The sequence below is a fragment of the Burkholderia sp. E168m23 genome, from assembly GCF_016586125.1.
Lineage (GTDB): Bacteria > Pseudomonadota > Gammaproteobacteria > Burkholderiales > Burkholderiaceae > Burkholderia > Burkholderia orbicola.
Genome location: NZ_BCPP01000039.1, coordinates 1 through 16,270 on the forward strand (window position 1 = coordinate 1; position 16,270 = coordinate 16,270).

The 16,270-nt window shown below is 66.5% G+C and carries 19 protein-coding genes and 1 pseudogene; 5 read left to right on the forward strand and 15 right to left on the reverse strand.

Annotated elements, in window-relative coordinates; genetic code table 11:
* On the forward strand, positions 1-285 hold a 285-nt coding region (locus JMF90_RS03700), incomplete at its 5' end, for a winged helix domain-containing protein (RefSeq protein ID WP_374104233.1).
* Between the two features lie 56 nt (positions 286-341).
* Positions 342-588 (forward strand): annotated as a pseudogene (locus JMF90_RS40685) (hypothetical protein).
* Here JMF90_RS40685 and JMF90_RS03705 read toward each other — a convergent pair.
* The 11 genes from JMF90_RS03705 to JMF90_RS03755 form a co-directional block, all read right to left on the reverse strand.
* On the reverse strand, positions 589-792 hold the full coding sequence (locus JMF90_RS03705) for a hypothetical protein (protein ID WP_006487056.1): 204 nt from the start codon (positions 790-792) through the stop codon (positions 589-591).
* Positions 793-894: 102 nt separating this feature from the next.
* Entirely contained in the window at positions 895-1,671 is a 777-nt protein-coding gene (locus JMF90_RS03710) for an MBL fold metallo-hydrolase (protein WP_011549482.1), read from the reverse strand.
* Positions 1,672-1,675: 4 nt separating this feature from the next.
* Entirely contained in the window at positions 1,676-2,821 is a 1,146-nt protein-coding gene (gene bamC / locus JMF90_RS03715; protein WP_006478417.1) for an outer membrane protein assembly factor BamC, read from the reverse strand.
* Between the two features lie 111 nt (positions 2,822-2,932).
* The gene (gene dapA / locus JMF90_RS03720; RefSeq protein ID WP_012328805.1) at positions 2,933-3,835 is read right to left on the reverse strand and encodes a 4-hydroxy-tetrahydrodipicolinate synthase; all 903 of its coding nucleotides are present in this window, start codon (positions 3,833-3,835) and stop codon (positions 2,933-2,935) included.
* Between the two features lie 46 nt (positions 3,836-3,881).
* Positions 3,882-4,484 carry a bifunctional 2-polyprenyl-6-hydroxyphenol methylase/3-demethylubiquinol 3-O-methyltransferase UbiG gene (locus JMF90_RS03725; RefSeq protein WP_200093647.1) on the reverse strand — a complete coding sequence of 201 codons (603 nt, stop codon included), beginning with the start codon at positions 4,482-4,484 and terminating at the stop codon, positions 3,882-3,884.
* An 8-nt stretch (positions 4,485-4,492) separates the two neighbouring features.
* Positions 4,493-5,695: a tryptophan--tRNA ligase gene (locus JMF90_RS03730; protein WP_012328807.1), complete on the reverse strand. Its 1,203-nt coding sequence runs from the start codon at positions 5,693-5,695 to the stop codon at positions 4,493-4,495.
* A gap of 8 nt (positions 5,696-5,703) precedes the next feature.
* On the reverse strand, positions 5,704-6,366 hold the full coding sequence (locus tag JMF90_RS03735) for a site-2 protease family protein (protein WP_011549479.1): 663 nt from the start codon (positions 6,364-6,366) through the stop codon (positions 5,704-5,706).
* A 47-nt stretch (positions 6,367-6,413) separates the two neighbouring features.
* Positions 6,414-7,046, reverse strand: coding sequence for an L-threonylcarbamoyladenylate synthase (locus tag JMF90_RS03740; protein ID WP_006487045.1), 633 nt, complete (start codon positions 7,044-7,046; stop codon positions 6,414-6,416).
* Between the two features lie 72 nt (positions 7,047-7,118).
* Positions 7,119-7,949 (reverse strand): 3',5'-nucleoside bisphosphate phosphatase, encoded by an 831-nt coding sequence (locus tag JMF90_RS03745; RefSeq protein ID WP_027805809.1) that lies wholly within the window; start codon positions 7,947-7,949, stop codon positions 7,119-7,121.
* Positions 7,950-8,031: 82 nt separating this feature from the next.
* Positions 8,032-8,922 (reverse strand): alpha/beta fold hydrolase, encoded by an 891-nt coding sequence (locus JMF90_RS03750; RefSeq protein ID WP_006478412.1) that lies wholly within the window; start codon positions 8,920-8,922, stop codon positions 8,032-8,034.
* A gap of 174 nt (positions 8,923-9,096) precedes the next feature.
* The gene (locus tag JMF90_RS03755; protein ID WP_185642967.1) at positions 9,097-9,957 is read right to left on the reverse strand and encodes a ferritin-like domain-containing protein; all 861 of its coding nucleotides are present in this window, start codon (positions 9,955-9,957) and stop codon (positions 9,097-9,099) included.
* Positions 9,958-10,100: 143 nt separating this feature from the next.
* Here JMF90_RS03755 and JMF90_RS03760 point away from each other — a divergent pair, with 143 nt between their 5' ends.
* From JMF90_RS03760 to JMF90_RS03770, 3 genes are all read left to right on the forward strand, one after another.
* Entirely contained in the window at positions 10,101-10,625 is a 525-nt protein-coding gene (locus JMF90_RS03760; protein ID WP_200093648.1) for a gamma carbonic anhydrase family protein, read from the forward strand.
* A gap of 25 nt (positions 10,626-10,650) precedes the next feature.
* Positions 10,651-11,601: an Hsp33 family molecular chaperone HslO gene (gene hslO, locus JMF90_RS03765; RefSeq protein ID WP_201316986.1), complete on the forward strand. Its 951-nt coding sequence runs from the start codon at positions 10,651-10,653 to the stop codon at positions 11,599-11,601.
* Between the two features lie 138 nt (positions 11,602-11,739).
* Positions 11,740-12,105, forward strand: a complete 366-nt coding sequence (locus JMF90_RS03770) for a hypothetical protein (protein ID WP_006478408.1) — start codon at positions 11,740-11,742, stop codon at positions 12,103-12,105.
* 89 nt (positions 12,106-12,194) lie between these two features.
* Here JMF90_RS03770 and ftsB read toward each other — a convergent pair whose 3' ends face one another.
* From ftsB to JMF90_RS03790, 4 genes are all read right to left on the reverse strand, one after another.
* On the reverse strand, positions 12,195-12,620 hold the full coding sequence (gene ftsB / locus JMF90_RS03775; protein WP_011549473.1) for a cell division protein FtsB: 426 nt from the start codon (positions 12,618-12,620) through the stop codon (positions 12,195-12,197).
* 81 nt (positions 12,621-12,701) lie between these two features.
* Positions 12,702-13,985 carry a phosphopyruvate hydratase gene (eno, locus tag JMF90_RS03780; protein WP_006478406.1) on the reverse strand — a complete coding sequence of 428 codons (1,284 nt, stop codon included), beginning with the start codon at positions 13,983-13,985 and terminating at the stop codon, positions 12,702-12,704.
* Between the two features lie 106 nt (positions 13,986-14,091).
* The gene (gene kdsA / locus JMF90_RS03785; protein ID WP_006478405.1) at positions 14,092-14,946 is read right to left on the reverse strand and encodes a 3-deoxy-8-phosphooctulonate synthase; all 855 of its coding nucleotides are present in this window, start codon (positions 14,944-14,946) and stop codon (positions 14,092-14,094) included.
* Positions 14,943-16,270, reverse strand: a 1,328-nt coding sequence (locus tag JMF90_RS03790) for a CTP synthase (protein WP_201324960.1), incomplete at its 5' end; no start/stop codon positions are given. The genes kdsA and JMF90_RS03790, both read right to left, overlap by 4 nt.

Below are 16,270 nucleotides of genomic sequence, written 5' to 3' on the forward strand. Positions count from 1 at the left end.
GACCCGCCCGAGCGCCCGCTGTCCGAGGCCGCATTCGTCACGCAAGCGTCACGCCGTGGCGTGCGTCTCGACAGAAGGGCCGCATTGATGTATAACGCGCGCTCGTACTTCATTAATGGCGAGGAAGGACCGCTCGAGGAAGCCGAGGAATGGCTGCCCGAACTGGCCAATCAACGCCAGATGGAGGCGAAACGGTTTGTAACACTATCCCGGGTTCCCTCGATGACAGCCTTGTTGCACGAGTGGTATCGTGCGGGCTGGATACGGGTCGGAAACCGGAATTAGTGTGAGTCGCCCCGTATGCCCGTACAGATCAAATTCTGTATGGGAAAGACAACGTATTGACCCCGCATTTGTCGACGGTCGATAGGAAAGTGCATATAATTTCCGCCCAAGCCGTAGGGAAGATTCACGCTCTAAGAAGTGCATCTCCACCAGCGGCCCAGGTCGGTGTTGGAGCACATTACCGGTATTGTTTCGCGCTGTTGCTTACCTTTAACCATAAAAGGACGTGATCATGAAGAAATCCCTCCTCGTAGCTTCCCTGTTGGCTGCTGTTGCACTGGCTGCTTGCAACAAGAGCGCTGATCAAGCTGCTTCGTCGGCTGCAAGCGACGCGGCTGCTGCTGCTTCGTCGGCTGCTTCGGCAGTTGCTGGTGCTGCGAGCGACGCTTCGGCTGCTGCTTCGTCGGCAACGGCTGCTGCGAGCGACGCTGCTGCTGCAGTGGCGTCGGCTGCTTCGGCAGCGACGGCTGCTCCGGCTTCGGGCGCAAGCCAGTAAGCCTTCAGCATCAGCTGAAAAAAACCGGCCCGAGGGCCGGTTTTTTTACGTCTGCCGCTTTCGAATCGAGCGCCCGGCAGCCGCTTCGGGCCGCCGCAGCAGCCCCGCTCCGCTCATCCGAGCATCAGCCAGTCGAAGCCCGCGTCCTGCGAGGCCACGACCACGTCTTCGCCGTCCGTCCCAAGTACGCCGCCAAACGCCTGGCGGGCCAGTTCCGGCAGATTGTTCTGCTGGCTCAGATGGGCCGCGACCAGGTGCTGGAGACGGCTGCGTTCCAGCGACGCGAGGATGTCGGCCGCGGCGGCATTGCTCAGGTGGCCGTGGTTGCCGCCGATCCGCGCCTTCAGCGACTGCGGATAGCGGCTGGCGGCCAGCATCGCAGTATCGTGATTGGATTCGAGCACCAGCGCGTCACAGCCGCTCAGGACGGCCGTGATGTGCGGCGTGGCCATCCCGACGTCCGTCAGCACGCCGAGCCGGCGGTTTCCGTCCATGAAGACGAACTGGAGCGGTTCCCGCGCGTCGTGGGGAACCGTATAGGGCATCACGGCGAGATCGCCTATCGCGGCCGTCTCGTCGCCCCACAGCACGTGGAGATCGACATCGGCCTCGTCCGCGCCGACCGCGCGCGCGGTGCCCCAGCTCATGTAGAGCGGCAACGACGCGCGGCGCGCAAGCGTCAGCGCGCTGCCGACGTGGTCGCTGTGTTCGTGGGTGATGAGGATCGCATCGAGATCGGCGATGCAGAGATTCAGTCGGCCGAGCCGGCGCTCGACCTCCTTGGCAGAAAAGCCGCAGTCGAGCAGCACGCGGGTGGTCGTCGTGCCGCTGGAGGCCTCGACGACCAGCGCGTTGCCTTCGCTGCCGCTTCCGAGGCTGGCGAATCGCACGCGCTCAGTTCAGCTGCGCGTGCAGCAGCGAAATGAGCCGCTGCGCGTCCGACGAGTTGTCGACCTGGCCGTTCGCGCCGACCACCGCGACCTGCGTGCCGCCGTTGCCCTGCGCGCGCACGTTGATCAGGTATTCCTTGCCCGGCTTGGCTGCCGACGGGCCGCCGTAGAACAGCTTGCCGAACAGGCCGTCACGCTTGAGCTCTTCCATCGAATTCGCATAGCGCACGGTGTACATGCCCTTCTCGCGGTCGCGATTGTCGACCGTGAAGTTGGTCCGGTCGAGCGCCAGGCCCACGCGCAGCCATGCGCGGTCGAACGACTCGGCCAGTTGCAGCGTCGCGGCGCCGCCGCTCGTGTCGCTGACCTGCGCCGGCGCCGTCGCGGGGCGCGCATCGGTCAGCAACTGCTTCGCCTGCGCGTCGGTCAGGCCGAACTTCTGCATCAGCTTCGACAGGAACACGGCTTCGAGCACCGGATTGCGCGGACGCTCCTCCCAGCGCGACGACGTGCCGCCCTGCGGGCCGACCATCATTTCTTCCATCGCGCTGTGCGTGATCGAGATGTCGGTGTTGCCGTCGGACGTACGGTTCACGAGCGTGCGGAAGCGGTCGCGCGTGCCCGACGAATAGGCGAAATCGATGACCCGGCCGATCGTGCGGCGGAACCAGTCGTCCGGAATGTTCGCGCGGTTCTCGGCCCAGTCGGTGGCCATGATGCCCGTCGACGGCGCATCGGTCTTCAGCGAGAAGCCGTTTTCCTGCCAGAATTCCTTCAGGATCGGCCACAGCTGCTCGGGCGTCCGGCCGTCGACGACGAGCCAGCGGCGATCGCCGTCGCGCTCGATGTGCATGCCGAGCGGATCCTGCGCACTCGGAATGCCGTCGGTCGCGTTGCCGGCCTGCGTCGTGGCCCGCGGCGGCAGCGTGCCGAGCCCGGCGTTGGTCGGCGGCGCGACGAACTGCTGCGTCGTCTGCACCGGCTTCAGGTCGCTCGGCACCGCGAGCGGCGGCGCCGAGCCGGTGTTCTTGTAATTGACCCGGTCAGGGGCCAGGTAGTCGTTCAGCGTATCGCAGCCAGCGAGCGCGCCCAGCGCCAGCGCCACCACCGACAACTGGATGGCGCGAGAGGAAAAGGCGAAACGTTTCATGAAATCCTTCGTCTTGCTAGAACGCTCGTCAGGAGCGGCGCCGGACGGAGCCGGCCGGTGCGGGTTGATCAGGGGTCGAGCCGGCGGCCGCAGGACGCGGCCGCCTCGGCATCAGAGGACGCCGGCCTCGACGAGGGCCGAACGCACGGCATCGTGGCAGCGCTCGTCGAGCGCCGTGAGCGGCAGCCGGATGCCGCCCTGCATCTTGCCCATCGTCTGCAGCGCCCACTTCACCGGGATCGGGTTCGCTTCGATGAACAGGTTCTTGTGCAGCGACAGCAGCTTCATGTGCAGCGCGCGGGCCGTCTGCACGTCGCCGGCCAGCGCCGCGCGGCACAGCTCGCTCATCGCGCGCGGCGCGACGTTCGCGGTCACCGAGATGTTGCCGTGGCCGCCGAGCAGCATCAGCGCGATCGCGGTCGGATCGTCGCCGCTGTAGATCGCGAAATGCTTCGGTGCGGCCTTGATCAGGTGCGCGGCGCGATCGATGTTGCCGGTCGCTTCCTTCACGCCGATGATGCCCGGGACTTCCGCGAGGCGCAGCGTCGTCTCGTGCGTCATGTCCGCGACCGTCCGGCCCGGCACGTTGTACAGGATCACAGGCAGGTCGACCGCTTCGGCGATCGTCCGGAAGTGGCGGTACATGCCTTCCTGCGTCGGCTTGTTGTAGTACGGCACGACCTGCAGCGTCGCGTCCGCGCCGACGGCTTTCGCGTGCTTCGTCAGCTCGATCGCCTCGGCGGTCGAATTGCCGCCCGCGCCCGCGATAATCGGGATGCGTTTCGCCGCATGCTCGACCGCCGTGCGGATCATCAGGATGTGCTCTTCGACGCTGAGCGTTGCCGACTCGCCGCTCGTACCGACGACGACGAGCGCATCGGTGCCTTCCGCGATGTGCCAGTCGACCAGTTTGCGAAACGCCGGCAGGTCGAGACTGCCGTCTTCGAGCATCGGGGTGACGATCGCGGGGATGCTGCCGCGGATTTGAATGCCGTCTTGGGTGCCGTTAGCCATGAAACGCGATTGATTGTGTACCGGTAAACGTTGAGATTGTAGCGGATTAGCCGGGCAGTTCGTAACGTGGAATTCCCGCCCCCGCCTTCGGGGTCGCGCCCTCGCGCACTGCGCAGAGACGCTGGACGAATGCCTCGCGCGGCGCGGCCACGAAACCGTCCTCGTACGCGACCACCCGCAGGCGGCCGTGCACCGCGTCCAGCAACTCGCCCGGGGCGAGCAGGAACGCGGGGTTGGACGGTTTTCCGACCGTTTCGTTTCCTTGCGCGAAAGTTTCGTAAATCAGCACGCCGCCCGGCGCCACGGCATCGAGCAGATGGGGCCAGAGCGGGCGATGCAGGTAATTCGTGACGATCACGGCCGCAAACCGCTCGCCGGCCGGCAGCGGCCATGGCGCGCCTTCGAGATCGGCCGCGCGGGCGTCGACGCCGGGAATCGCGCGCAACGCGGCCAGCGCGGCCGGGTCACGGTCGAGCGCGACGACCGGATGCCCGCGCGACGCGAACCAGCCCGCGTGGCGACCGCCGCCCGCGGCGACGTCCAGCACCGCCCCGCCGGCCGGCACGAACCGCGCCCATTGCGCGACCCAGCGCGACGGCTCGGCCTGGCCGACGTGGCCGCCCGCGGCGGCGATGACGGATTCGCTCATGCGCCGGATCAGTTGTACGACAGGCCCATCGCGTCGCGCACGTCGCGCATCGTTTCCGTCGCGTACTTGCGCGCCTTGTCGCAACCGTCCGCGACGATCGCGCGCAGCAGCGACGGATCGTCCATGTACTTCTGCGCGCGCTCGAGCATCGGCTGCTGTTCGCGCAGGATGCCTTCGACGACCGGCTGCTTGCAGTCGAGGCACCCGATACCCGCCGAGCGGCAGCCCTTCTGCACCCATTCGTGCGTCGCTTCGTCCGTGTAGACCTGATGAAGCTGCCACACCGGGCACTTGTCGGGATCGCCCGGATCGGTGCGGCGCACGCGTGCGGGATCGGTCGGCATCGTGCGGACCTTCTTCGTGATCGTGTCGGCGTCTTCACGCAGGCCGATCGTGTTGCCGTACGACTTGGACATCTTCTGCCCGTCGAGGCCCGGCATCCGCGACGCTTCGGTCAGCAGCGCCTGCGGCTCGACCAGGATGATCTTGCGCGCGCCTTCGAGATAGCCGAACAGGCGCTCGCGGTCGCTCATCGACAGGCTTTGCGATTCCTGCAGCATCGCACGCGCCTGTTCGAGCGCCTCGTCGTCGCCTTCCTGCTGATACGCGTTGCGCAGCTCGTGATAGAGCTTCGCGCGCTTGCCGCCGAGCTTCTTCGCGGCCTCGAGCGCCTTCTCCTCGAAACCGGGCTCGCGGCCGTACAGGTAGTTGAAGCGGCGCGCGATCTCGCGCGTCATCTCGACGTGCGGCACCTGATCCTCGCCGACCGGCACCAGCGAGCCGCGATACAGCAGGATGTCGGCCGCCATCAGCACCGGGTAGCCGAGGAAGCCGTAGGTGGACAGATCCTTGTCCTTCAGCTTCTCCATCTGCTCCTTGTAGGTCGGCACGCGCTCGAGCCAGCCGAGCGGCGTGCTCATGCCGAGCAGCAGCGCGAGTTCCGCGTGCTCGGGCACCTTGCTCTGGATGAACAGCGTCGCCTGCGCCGGATCGATGCCGGACGCGAGCCAGTCGATCAGCACGTCCCACACGTTCTTCTCGATGACCTCGGGCGTCTCGTAGTGCGTCGTCAGCGCATGCCAGTCGACGACACAGAAGAAGCACGGGTACTCGGACTGCAGCTTCACCCAGTTTTTCAGCACGCCGTGGTAATGACCGAGGTGCAGCGACCCGGTGGGTCGCATGCCGGAGAAAATACGTTCTGGGAACATGATTGTCGTTAGAAAAGCGAGGCGAAGGGAGACAGGATGGCGCTCAGGACGGCGTAGCCGACATTAACGAGCGGACGCAGCCAGAAGTTCGTCAGCACGCCCGTCGTGACGAGCACGAGGACGATGATGAAACCGTACGGCTCGATGCGCGACAGCGCGATCGATTGTCGGGTCGGCAGCAGCGCCGCTAGGATGCGGCCGCCGTCGAGCGGCGGCAGCGGAAACAGGTTCAGCACGCCGAGCACGAGGTTCGCGCTGACGCCGGCGAACGCCATCCGCGTGAAGAACGGCTCGTCGACGCCGACGGCCGGCAGCACCAGGGTCAGCAGGCCCCAGACGAGCGCCTGCACGAAGTTGCAGGCCGGGCCCGCGAGCGCGACCCACAGGCTGCCCCAGCGCGGATTGCGCAGGTTGCCGAACGACACCGGCACCGGCTTCGCATAGCCGAACAGGAATGCGCCGCCGGTCAGGAAGTACATCGCGAGCGGAATCGCGATCGTGCCGAGCGGGTCGATGTGGCGCATCGGATTGAACGACACGCGCCCCATCGCGTAGGCGGTGTTGTCGCCGAGCAGGCGCGCGGCGTAGCCATGCGCGGCCTCGTGCAGCGTGATCGCGAAGATCACGGGCAGCGCGTAGACGGCGATGGTCTGTATCAGGGAAGCATCCATATCGCGTTATTGTAACAAGCGCACTCGCGCAAAAATGACACCGCGGGTCATGCGGCCGAGAGTCCGAACGGTTCGAGCGCGCCGCGCCCCGCACGGATGAGTTCGGGCGCATCGCCGGTCAGGTCGATCACCGTCGACGGCTCGCGCGGGCACGCGCCGCCGTCGATCACGAGGTCGACCTGTTTCTCGAGCCGCGTGCGGATTTCCTCGGGATCGTTCAGCGGTTCGTCGTCCGGCGGCAGGATCAGCGTCGTGCCGAGCAGCGGCTGGCCGAGCGACTCCAGCAGCGCGAGCGTGATCGCGTGATCCGGCACGCGCAGCCCGATCGTCTTGCGCGACGGGTGCGACAGCCGGCGCGGCACTTCCTTCGTCGCCTGCAGGATGAACACGTACGGGCCCGGCGTCACCGACTTGATCTGCCGGTACTGGCGGTTGTCGACCATCGCGAAGTTGGCGAGCTCCGACAGGTCGCGCACGAGCAGCGACAGGTGCTGCTTCTCGTCGAGGCCGCGAATCCGCCGCACGCGCTCGACCGCATCCTTGTCGTCGAGATGGCACGCGAGCGCATAGCTCGAATCGGTCGGCATCGCGATCACGCCGCCCTTGCTGACGATCTCCACCGCCTGCTTGATCAGGCGCGGCTGCGGATTATCCGGATGAATCCTGAAGAACTGGGACATGGGGACACGTAAAGAGGGAGAAGTCGGATGTGCGCATCGGCGGCAACACGGGCGGCCCGAAGCCGCCCGGCGTCAGAGCCAGCGCTCCCAGACCGGTGTCAGGTCGGGCGGCAACGGCGGCAGGCTGCCGAGCTCGATGCGGCCCTCGCCCGGTGCGTGGAAATCCGAGCCGCGCGACACTTCGAAGCCGAAGCGGCGCGCAACGTCCGCGTATTCGCGGTACTGGTCGGGCGTGTGACTGCCCGTGATGACCTCGATCGCGCGGCCGCCGAGATCGATGAACTCGCCGAAGAACGCGTCGAATTCGACCGGCGTATAGCGATAGCGGCCCGGATGCGCGACCACCGCTTCGCCGCCTGCCGCGCGAATCCAGCCAACCGCGTCGGACAGGGACGCCCAGCGGTGCGGGACGAAGCCGGGCTTGCCGTCGCCGAGCAGGCGATCGAATACGTCCGACGTCGATTCGGCGTGGCCGTTCTCGACGAGAAAACGCGCGAAGTGCGTGCGCGAGATCAGGTCGGGATTCGATACGTATTTGAGTGCACCTTCGTACGCGCCGGGGATGCCGAGCGTCGCGAGTTGCTCCGCGATCGCCACCGCGCGCGCCGCACGGCCGTGGCGCGTGCGATACAGGCCGTCGACCAGCGCCGGATGGGCGGGATCGATGTTCAGACCGACGATGTGCACGGTGCGCGATGCCCACGTGACCGAAATCTCGACGCCGCTCAGGTAGCGCATGCCGAGCGCTTCCGCCTCGCTGCGCGCCGCCGCCTGGCCGCCGATCTCGTCATGGTCGGTCAGCGCCCACAGGGTCACCCCGCCCGCATGCGCGCGGCGCGCGACGTCGGCAGGCGACAGCAACCCGTCGGAAACATTGGAATGGCAGTGGAGATCGGCGTTCATTGTCGGCATGGCAGGTAAGGCCTCATTCTACTGCAACGCGGCAATTGCGCCGCCCGCCTGCCGTGCCGCCCGTGCCACGCGCCTACGCGCAGAACGCCTCGATCAACGCCGCGATCTGCTCGGGCTGGTCGTGATGCACCATGTGGCCGGCATCCTCGATGAGCTTCTCGCGCCAGTCGGGGAACGCGTTGAAGCGCGCCTTGAATTCGGGCAGCGGGATGTCGCCGGCCAGGTGCGCGAGCGTCGGAGAATTGACGGCCTCGACGTGCAGCACCTTTGCGCGCACCTGCTTCCAGGTCGCCATCACTTCGTCGAGCCGGTACAGCAGCGGGCCCGGCATCTTGTGCGCCGGATCGGCGAGCAGATGGTAGAGGCCGTCGTCGCCGCGTTTCGACCAGTGCGCGGCCAGAAACGCGGCGCGGCGCGGGTCGAGCCGCGGATTGGTCTTGATCAGGCGCGCCGCCACGTCGTCGAGGGACGCGTACGGCCGCAGCGCGGGCGGCTCGCGCAGCTCGTCGAGCCAGCCGCGCAGCCGGCGCGGCGCCTGTTCGGCGCGGGCCGGCGCGAGCCCGAACCCTTCGAGATCGACCACGCGGCGCACGCGTTCCGGCCGGGCGCCGGCATACAGGCACACGACGTTCGCGCCCATGCTGTGTCCGACCAGATTGACCTCGCCGGTCGGCGCGTAGCGGTCGACGAGCGCATCGAGGTCGCCCAGGTATTCGTGGAACCAGTAGTGGCCGCCGCCCTGCCGCGCGACCGGCCAGTCGGACAGCCCGAAGCCGCGCGCATCGGGCGCGATCACCTGCCAGTCGCCCGCGAGTGCATCGACGACGAACTGGAACGACGCCGCGACGTCCATCCAGCCGTGCAGCATGAACAGCGTCGGCGCATCGGGCCGGCCCCAGCGCCGCACATGCAGCTGGACGCCGCGCACCGTGACGAAATCGGAAACAGAACTCGAGGCACTCATCGCAGCCGCCAAAAAAAAGAATGGTCGTTCGATTATAGCGGCGACACCCCGGTTCCGGCGGCCGGCAATCGAGGTACCGCTCTAGCGGCGAGGTGGTACGGCGCCAGGCAGAAAGAGGCTGTCGATCGGGCGCGCAAGCAGGCGGCCCACCGGACGCAGCCGCACGCGAGCCGGCTAATGCGCGGTGCGCCCGTCCGCCGCGTCCTGCGCAGCCAGTTCGTCGAGTTCGGCCTGCTCGAAGCCGGCATCGCGTCGCGCATCGAAATTGAACGGGCCGCGCAGCCGCGGCGCGTGGTATTGCTCGGCGAGCTGCCGATAGGTCGGCACGGGGTCGCGCCCGGCTGCGTCGCACAGATGGCGGAACCAGCGGTTGCCGATCGCGACATGGCCGATTTCATCGCGCAGGATCACGTCGAGGATCGCAGCCGACGCGTCGTCGCCCGCCTGCACGAGCCGCGCGCGGATCGGTGGCGAGGCGTCCAGCCCGCGCGCCTCGAGCGTGCGCGGCACGAGCGCCATGCGCGCGAGCACATCGTCCTTGGTCCGCTCGCACATCTCCCATAGCCCGTTATGCGCGGGAAAATCGCCGTACGCATGCCCGAAGCCGTCGGCGAGCCGGTCGGACAGCAGCGTGAAGTGATAGGCCTCCTCGGCCGCGACCTTCAGCCAGTCCGCATAGAACGCGTCGGGCATGTCCGCGAAGCGCCAGACCGCGTCGAGCGCCAGGTTGATCGCGTTGAACTCGATATGGGCGAGCGCGTGCAGCAGCACGGCGCGCCCTTCGGGCGATCGCATGCTGCGCCGCTGCAGCTCGCGCGGCTCGACCAGCGGGGGCCGCGCCGGGCGCCCCGGCAGACCGGCCGGTTCGCGCAACTGGAGCGCCGGCGCGATCGCCGCCTGCCCGGCGCGCAGCGCATCGTGCAGCGCGCGCACCCGCGCCGCCTTGGCCGCCGGCTCGGCAATACGCAGCGCATCGAGCGCCACGCTGCGCACACAGGCCTGCGGCTGGTCGAAAGAAGAAGACTCCATGCTCATAAACGGGGACACCTTGCGTACGCATCGCGGGAGCATCGGCGCGCGACGGTTTACAATATGCGTTTGTTCCGCGGCGCCAGGCGCCGGGCAAACCGGACGCGCCATTCTACCGGCGCCCATCATCGAAGAGACAAGGAGACTCCGTGACGATCTACAAGCTGGGCGAGACGGCCCCGACGATCCACGAAAGCGTATTCGTCGCCGATACGGCGGCCATCATCGGCAAGGTCGTGCTCGAGGAAAACGCGAGCGTGTGGTTCGACGCGACGATTCGCGGCGACAACGAGACGATCACGGTCGGCGCCGGCAGCAACGTCCAGGAAGGCGCGGTCCTGCATACCGACCCCGGCTTTCCGCTGACGATTGCCGAGAACGTGACGATCGGGCACCAGGCGATGCTGCACGGCTGCACGATCGGCGAAGGTTCGCTGGTCGGGATTCAGGCGGTGGTCTTGAATGGAGCGGTCATCGGCCGCAACTGTCTGGTCGGTGCCGGCGCGGTCGTGACGGAAGGCAAGACGTTCCCTGACAACTCGCTGATTCTCGGCGCACCGGCGAAAGTCGTGCGCGAGCTGTCGGCCGAAGACGTCGCGCGGCTGCGCGCGAACGCGAAGACGTATGTCGAGCGACGCGCGCATTTCAAGGAGCAACTCGTGCGGATCGGGTGATTCGCACGGATTTCAAGGAAGAAGAGTGAGCGACCAGTTACAGAAATTCATGTTCAATGCGGCGCCCGTGCGCGGCGAGATCGTTTCGCTGCGCAACACGTGGCAGGAAGTGCTCGCCCGCCGCGACTACCCTGCCCCGGTGCGCACGGTGCTCGGCGAGATGATGGCCGCGTGCGCGCTGCTGTCCGCGAACCTGAAATTTCACGGCACACTGATCATGCAGATCTTCGGCGACGGGCCGATCCAGATGCTGGTCGTCCAGTGCGGGTCCGATCTGTCGATGCGGGCCACCGCGAAGTTCTCCGGCGACGCCGCGCAGACGATCAGCGACGACACGAGTTTCGCGTCGCTCGTCAACGCGAGCGGCCACGGCCGCTGCGTGATCACGCTCGATCCGGCCGACAAGCTGCCGGGCCAGCAGCCGTATCAAGGCATCGTGCCGCTGAACGGCATCGACGGCCCGCTCGAATCGGTGTCGCAGGTGCTCGAGCACTACATGCATCACTCGGAGCAGCTCGACACGCGGCTGTGGCTCGCAGCCGATCGCGACCGCGCGGTCGGCATGCTGCTGCAGAAGCTGCCGGGCGACGGCGGCATCGTGCCGCGCAACGCCGAAACCGATATCGACACGTGGGAGCGCGTGTGCACGCTCGGCGGCACGCTGTCCGCGAAGGAACTGCTCGAAGTCGAACCGGAAGTCGTGTTCCGCCGGCTGTTCTGGCAGGAAAACGTGCAGCACTTCGAACCGGCCGGCACGCGCTTCCAGTGTTCGTGCTCGCGCGAGAAGGTCGGTGCGATGCTGCGCATGCTCGGTCGTGAAGAAGTCGACAGCGTGATCGTCGAGCGCGGCCACGTCGAGATCCACTGCGAGTTCTGCAACCAGCGCTACGAATTCGATCCGGTCGACGTCGCGCAACTGTTTGCGGCACCCGGTGTCGAAACCGGCATCGCGCCCGCGACCGACCAGCGTCACTGAGCCGCGCGCCCGTGCCCGCCACCGGCTCGGCACGGGCGCATAATGACGCACGAGCGCCGCACGCGCGGCTCAGGCGCCCAAGGCCCGGCCTTCGGCGCAAGCCGCTTTCCCACGGTCGGCGCGCCGCAGGAGAAACACATGAATCGCCCTCACCCCTTGCTCACCATCCGCAGCGTCGTCCTGACGGGCATGGCCGCCGGCACGCTCGCGCTGGCCGGCTGCGCGATGCCGCCGCCGACTTCCACGATCCTGAGCCGCCTGCCCGAACCGGGCGCGTCGGGCGGCCAGCCACCCGTGTTGTCGAGCGCCGAACGCAAGCGCTACGACGAGATCGACCAGCAGGTGCTGCGCGAACAGAACAGCGCGATGGCAGCCGAGGCGGCGGCGCGCGCGTGGGCGTATTACTCGCCGCCGCCCGTGACGGTCTATGGCGGGTACTACGGCGGATGGGGCAATCGTTGGGGCACGGGCGTCAGCTACGGCTACCCGGGCTGGTGGTGGTGAGCGGGCGTCGCCCGATCGATTGACGACTGGCAGGAAATAAAAAAGCGCGGCATTTCCCGCGCTTTTTCAATGGATTCGACGTACCGCGCTCAGTGATGCGCCGGCTTGCCCTTGTCGCCGCCGTGATGGCGCGACGGCTTCGCGATCGACTGCGGATTCGGCACGACCCGCACCGGCGCCGCCGAAACCGCGCCGCGCGTCGACGTATTCGATGGCGTGGTGTTCACCGGCCCTGCCGGCGCATTCGGCGACACGAACTGCACGAATACTTCGCCGTCCTTCACCATGCCCATCTCGTAGCGCGCACGCTCCTCGATCGCCGCGGTGCCGCTCTGCAGATCCTGCACTTCGCCCGCGGTGCGCTCGTTGCGCAGCTTCTCGTCCGCGTTCTTCTGAAGCTGGTCGTCGAGCTGCTGACGCAATTCGTGCACCCGCAGCCAGCCGCCGTGTCCCCACCATAGGGGGTACTGAATGAGCGCCAGCAAGGCAATCAGGACGACAGTGACAAGCCGCATGTAAGAGACGCAGATATAAGAAGCGCCGCTCCGCGCACAGGCACAGAGCGGCGTCGAGATGACGAACCCGATAGTAGCGCGTTAGCGCAGGTTATAGAAAGCCGATTTGCCCGGGTAGCTCGCGATGTCGCCGAGATCTTCCTCGATGCGCAGCAGCTGGTTGTACTTCGAGATGCGGTCGCTGCGCGACAGCGAACCCGTCTTGATCTGACCGGCGTTCAGGCCAACCGCGATGTCCGCGATCGTCGAATCTTCCGTTTCGCCCGAGCGGTGCGAGATCACGGCCGTGTAGCCCGCGCGCTTCGCCATTTCGATTGCCGCGAACGTTTCGGTCAGCGTACCGATCTGGTTGATCTTGATGAGGATCGAGTTCGCGATGCCCTTCTCGATGCCTTCCTTCAGGATGCGCGTGTTCGTGACGAACAGGTCGTCGCCGACCAGCTGCACCTTCTTGCCGAGGCGGTCAGTCAGCAGCTTCCAGCCGTCCCAGTCGCTTTCGTGCATGCCGTCCTCGATCGACACGATCGGGAACTTGTCGGCGAGCGTCGCGAGGTAGTCGGTGAATTCGGCCGACGACAGTTGCAGGCCTTCGCCGGCGAGCTGGTACTTGCCGTCGTGGTAGAATTCGGATGCCGCGCAGTCGAGCGCGAGCAGCACGTCTTCGCCCGCACGGTAGCCGGCCTTCTCGATCGCCTGCAGGATCGTCGACAGACACTCGTCGTTGCTGCCGAAGTTCGGTGCGAAACCGCCTTCGTCGCCGACGGCCGTGCTCATGCCGCGGTCGCTCAGGATCTTCTTCAGCGCGTGGAACACTTCCGCGCCGCAACGCAGCGCTTCACGGAACGTCGGCTGGCTGACCGGAACGATCATGAATTCCTGGATGTCCAGGCTGTTGTTCGCGTGCGCGCCGCCGTTGACGATGTTCATCATCGGCACCGGCAGTTGCATCGCACCCGAACCGCCGAAGTAGCGGTACAGCGGCAGGCCGGCCTCTTCGGCGGCGGCCTTCGCGACGGCCATCGACACGGCCAGCATCGCGTTCGCGCCCAGGCGCGACTTGTTGTCGGTGCCGTCCAGCTCGAGCAGCGTCTTGTCGAGGAACGCCTGTTCCGATGCGTCGAGGCCCATGATGGCTTCGGAGATTTCGGTGTTGATGTGCTCGACTGCCTTCAGCACACCCTTGCCGTTGTAGCGGCCGGCTTCGCCGTCGCGCAGTTCGATCGCTTCACGCGAGCCGGTGGACGCGCCCGACGGCACCGCCGCGCGGCCCATCGTGCCCGATTCGAGCAGCACGTCGCATTCGACGGTGGGGTTGCCGCGCGAATCCAGAATCTCGCGGCCGATGATATCTACGATTGCACTCATGGGTTTCCTCTGAGAATGACGATGGATTCTTCAAACTGCGACGGCGTGCGTGCCGGAACCGCTTTCGCTACAGACGCGCGAAGCCGTCGCAAGGTTCATTCGATCTTTAATTGAAATCGTTTTCCAGGAACGGATTGCGCTTCACCGCCTGGTCGAGCGTGACGAGGGTCTCCAGCAACGCGCCCATCCGGTTCAGCGGCACTGCGTTCGGGCCATCCGACTTCGCCTCGGCCGGATTCGGATGCGTTTCCATGAAGAGGCCCGCGACGCCCGTCGCGACCGCCGCACGGGCGAGCACCGGCACGAATTCGCGCTGGCCGCCCGAGCTCGTGCCCTGCCCGCCCGGCAACTGCACCGAGTGGGTCGCATCGAACACGACCGGCGCGTTCGTCTCGCGCATGATCGCGAGCGAACGCATGTCCGACACGAGGTTGTTGTAGCCGAACGAGACGCCGCGCTCGCACGCCATGAAGCGGTCTTCCGACAGCCCCGCCTCACGCGCCGCGTCGCGCGCCTTGTCGATCACGTTCTTCATGTCGTGCGGCGCGAGGAACTGGCCCTTCTTGATGTTGACGGGCTTACCCGAGCGCGCGCACGCATGGATGAAGTCGGTCTGGCGGCACAGGAACGCCGGCGTCTGCAGCACGTCGACGACCGACGCGACCTGCTCGATCTCGTCGATCGAATGCACGTCGGTCAGCACCGGCAGGCCGAGCTGGCGCTTCACCTCGCCGAGAATCCGCAGCCCCTCGTCCATTCCGAGGCCGCGAAACGACTTGCCCGAGCTGCGGTTCGCCTTGTCGTAGGACGACTTGTAGATGAACGGAACGTTCAGCTTCTCGCAGATCTCCTTCAGGCGGCCGGCCGTGTCGATCGTCATTTGCTCCGATTCGACGACGCAGGTACCCGCGATCAGGAAGAAAGGCTGGTCGAGACCGACCTCGAAATCGCACAGCTTCATGCTTGCACTCCGCGCGCTTGCTTGTTGGCAAGCGCCGCTTCGACGAACGACTTGAACAGAGGATGACCGTCACGCGGCGTGGACGTGAATTCCGGGTGGAACTGGACGCCGACGAACCACGGGTGCATCGAACGCGGCAGCTCCATCATTTCCGGCAGATCCTCGCTCGGGGTACGGGCGCTGATGATAAGGCCGCCGGCTTCGAGCTGGGGCACGAAGCGGTTATTGACTTCATAACGGTGGCGATGGCGCTCGTTCACGTCCTTGCCGTAGATTTCTTCCGCCATCGTGCCCGGCTTGATCGGGCAGCGTTGCGAACCCAGGCGCATCGTGCCGCCGAGGTCGGATTCCTCGGTGCGCGTCTCGACCTTGCCTTCGCGGTCGTACCATTCGGTGATCAGCGCGACCACACGCTCCGGCGTGTCCGGATCGAATTCCGTGCTGTTCGCCTGCTTCAGGCCGACGACGTCGCGCGCGAATTCGATCACCGCGAGCTGCATGCCGAGGCAGATGCCGAGGTACGGCACCTTCGACTCGCGCGCGTAGCGAACCGCGGCGATCTTGCCTTCCGTGCCGCGACGGCCGAAACCGCCCGGCACCAGCACGGCGTCGAGATGCTTCAGGCTGTCGACGCCGTTCGTCTCGAGCTCTTCCGAGTCGATGTACTCGATGTTGACCTTGGTCGACGTGTGGATCGACGCATGGCGCAGCGCCTCGATCAGCGACTTGTACGACTCGGTCAGATCGACGTACTTGCCGACCATGCCGATCGTCACTTCCTGCTTCGGGTTCTCGAGCTTCTCGACGAGCGCCGACCACATGCTCAGGTCGGCGTCCTTCGGCGACAGCTTCAGCTCTTCGCAGATGATCCGGTCGAGGCCCTGGTCGTGCAGCATCTGCGGAATCTTGTAGATGCTGTCGGCGTCCCACACCGAGATCACGGCGTCTTCCGGCACGTTCGAGAACATCGAGATCTTCTTCGATTCGTCGTCGGGGATGCGGCGATCCGCACGGCACAGCAGCACGTGCGGCAGGATGCCGATCTCGCGCAGCTTCTGCACGCTGTGCTGGGTCGGCTTCGTCTTCAGCTCGCCGGCCGTCGCGACGTACGGCACGAGCGTCAGGTGCACGAAGCACGCGCTGTTGCGGCCGAGGCGCAGGCTCATCTGGCGCGCGGCTTCGAGGAACGGCAGCGACTCGATGTCGCCGACCGTGCCGCCGATCTCGACGATCGCGACGTCCGGCTCGCCGCAGGTGGCCGATGCGGCCCCGCGCTCGATGAACGCCTGGATTTCGTTCGTGATGTGCGGAATGACCTGCACGG

Excerpts from the sequence above, each read along its gene's own strand:
- JMF90_RS03705 (WP_006487056.1), bottom strand. The coding sequence starts at position 792 with ATGCTGAAGGCTTACTGGCTTGCGCCCGAAGCCGGAGCAGCCGTCGCT.
- bamC (WP_006478417.1), bottom strand. The coding sequence starts at position 2,821 with ATGAAACGTTTCGCCTTTTCCTCTCGCGCCATCCAGTTGTCGGTGGTG.
- dapA (WP_012328805.1), bottom strand. The coding sequence starts at position 3,835 with ATGGCTAACGGCACCCAAGACGGCATTCAAATCCGCGGCAGCATCCCC.
- JMF90_RS03725 (WP_200093647.1), bottom strand. The coding sequence starts at position 4,484 with ATGAGCGAATCCGTCATCGCCGCCGCGGGCGGCCACGTCGGCCAGGCC.
- JMF90_RS03730 (WP_012328807.1), bottom strand. The coding sequence starts at position 5,695 with ATGTTCCCAGAACGTATTTTCTCCGGCATGCGACCCACCGGGTCGCTG.
- JMF90_RS03735 (WP_011549479.1), bottom strand. The coding sequence starts at position 6,366 with ATGGATGCTTCCCTGATACAGACCATCGCCGTCTACGCGCTGCCCGTG.
- JMF90_RS03740 (WP_006487045.1), bottom strand. The coding sequence starts at position 7,046 with ATGTCCCAGTTCTTCAGGATTCATCCGGATAATCCGCAGCCGCGCCTG.
- JMF90_RS03745 (WP_027805809.1), bottom strand. The coding sequence starts at position 7,949 with ATGAACGCCGATCTCCACTGCCATTCCAATGTTTCCGACGGGTTGCTG.
- JMF90_RS03750 (WP_006478412.1), bottom strand. The coding sequence starts at position 8,922 with ATGAGTGCCTCGAGTTCTGTTTCCGATTTCGTCACGGTGCGCGGCGTC.
- JMF90_RS03755 (WP_185642967.1), bottom strand. The coding sequence starts at position 9,957 with ATGAGCATGGAGTCTTCTTCTTTCGACCAGCCGCAGGCCTGTGTGCGC.
- JMF90_RS03770 (WP_006478408.1), top strand. The coding sequence starts at position 11,740 with ATGAATCGCCCTCACCCCTTGCTCACCATCCGCAGCGTCGTCCTGACG.
- ftsB (WP_011549473.1), bottom strand. The coding sequence starts at position 12,620 with ATGCGGCTTGTCACTGTCGTCCTGATTGCCTTGCTGGCGCTCATTCAG.
- eno (WP_006478406.1), bottom strand. The coding sequence starts at position 13,985 with ATGAGTGCAATCGTAGATATCATCGGCCGCGAGATTCTGGATTCGCGC.
- kdsA (WP_006478405.1), bottom strand. The coding sequence starts at position 14,946 with ATGAAGCTGTGCGATTTCGAGGTCGGTCTCGACCAGCCTTTCTTCCTG.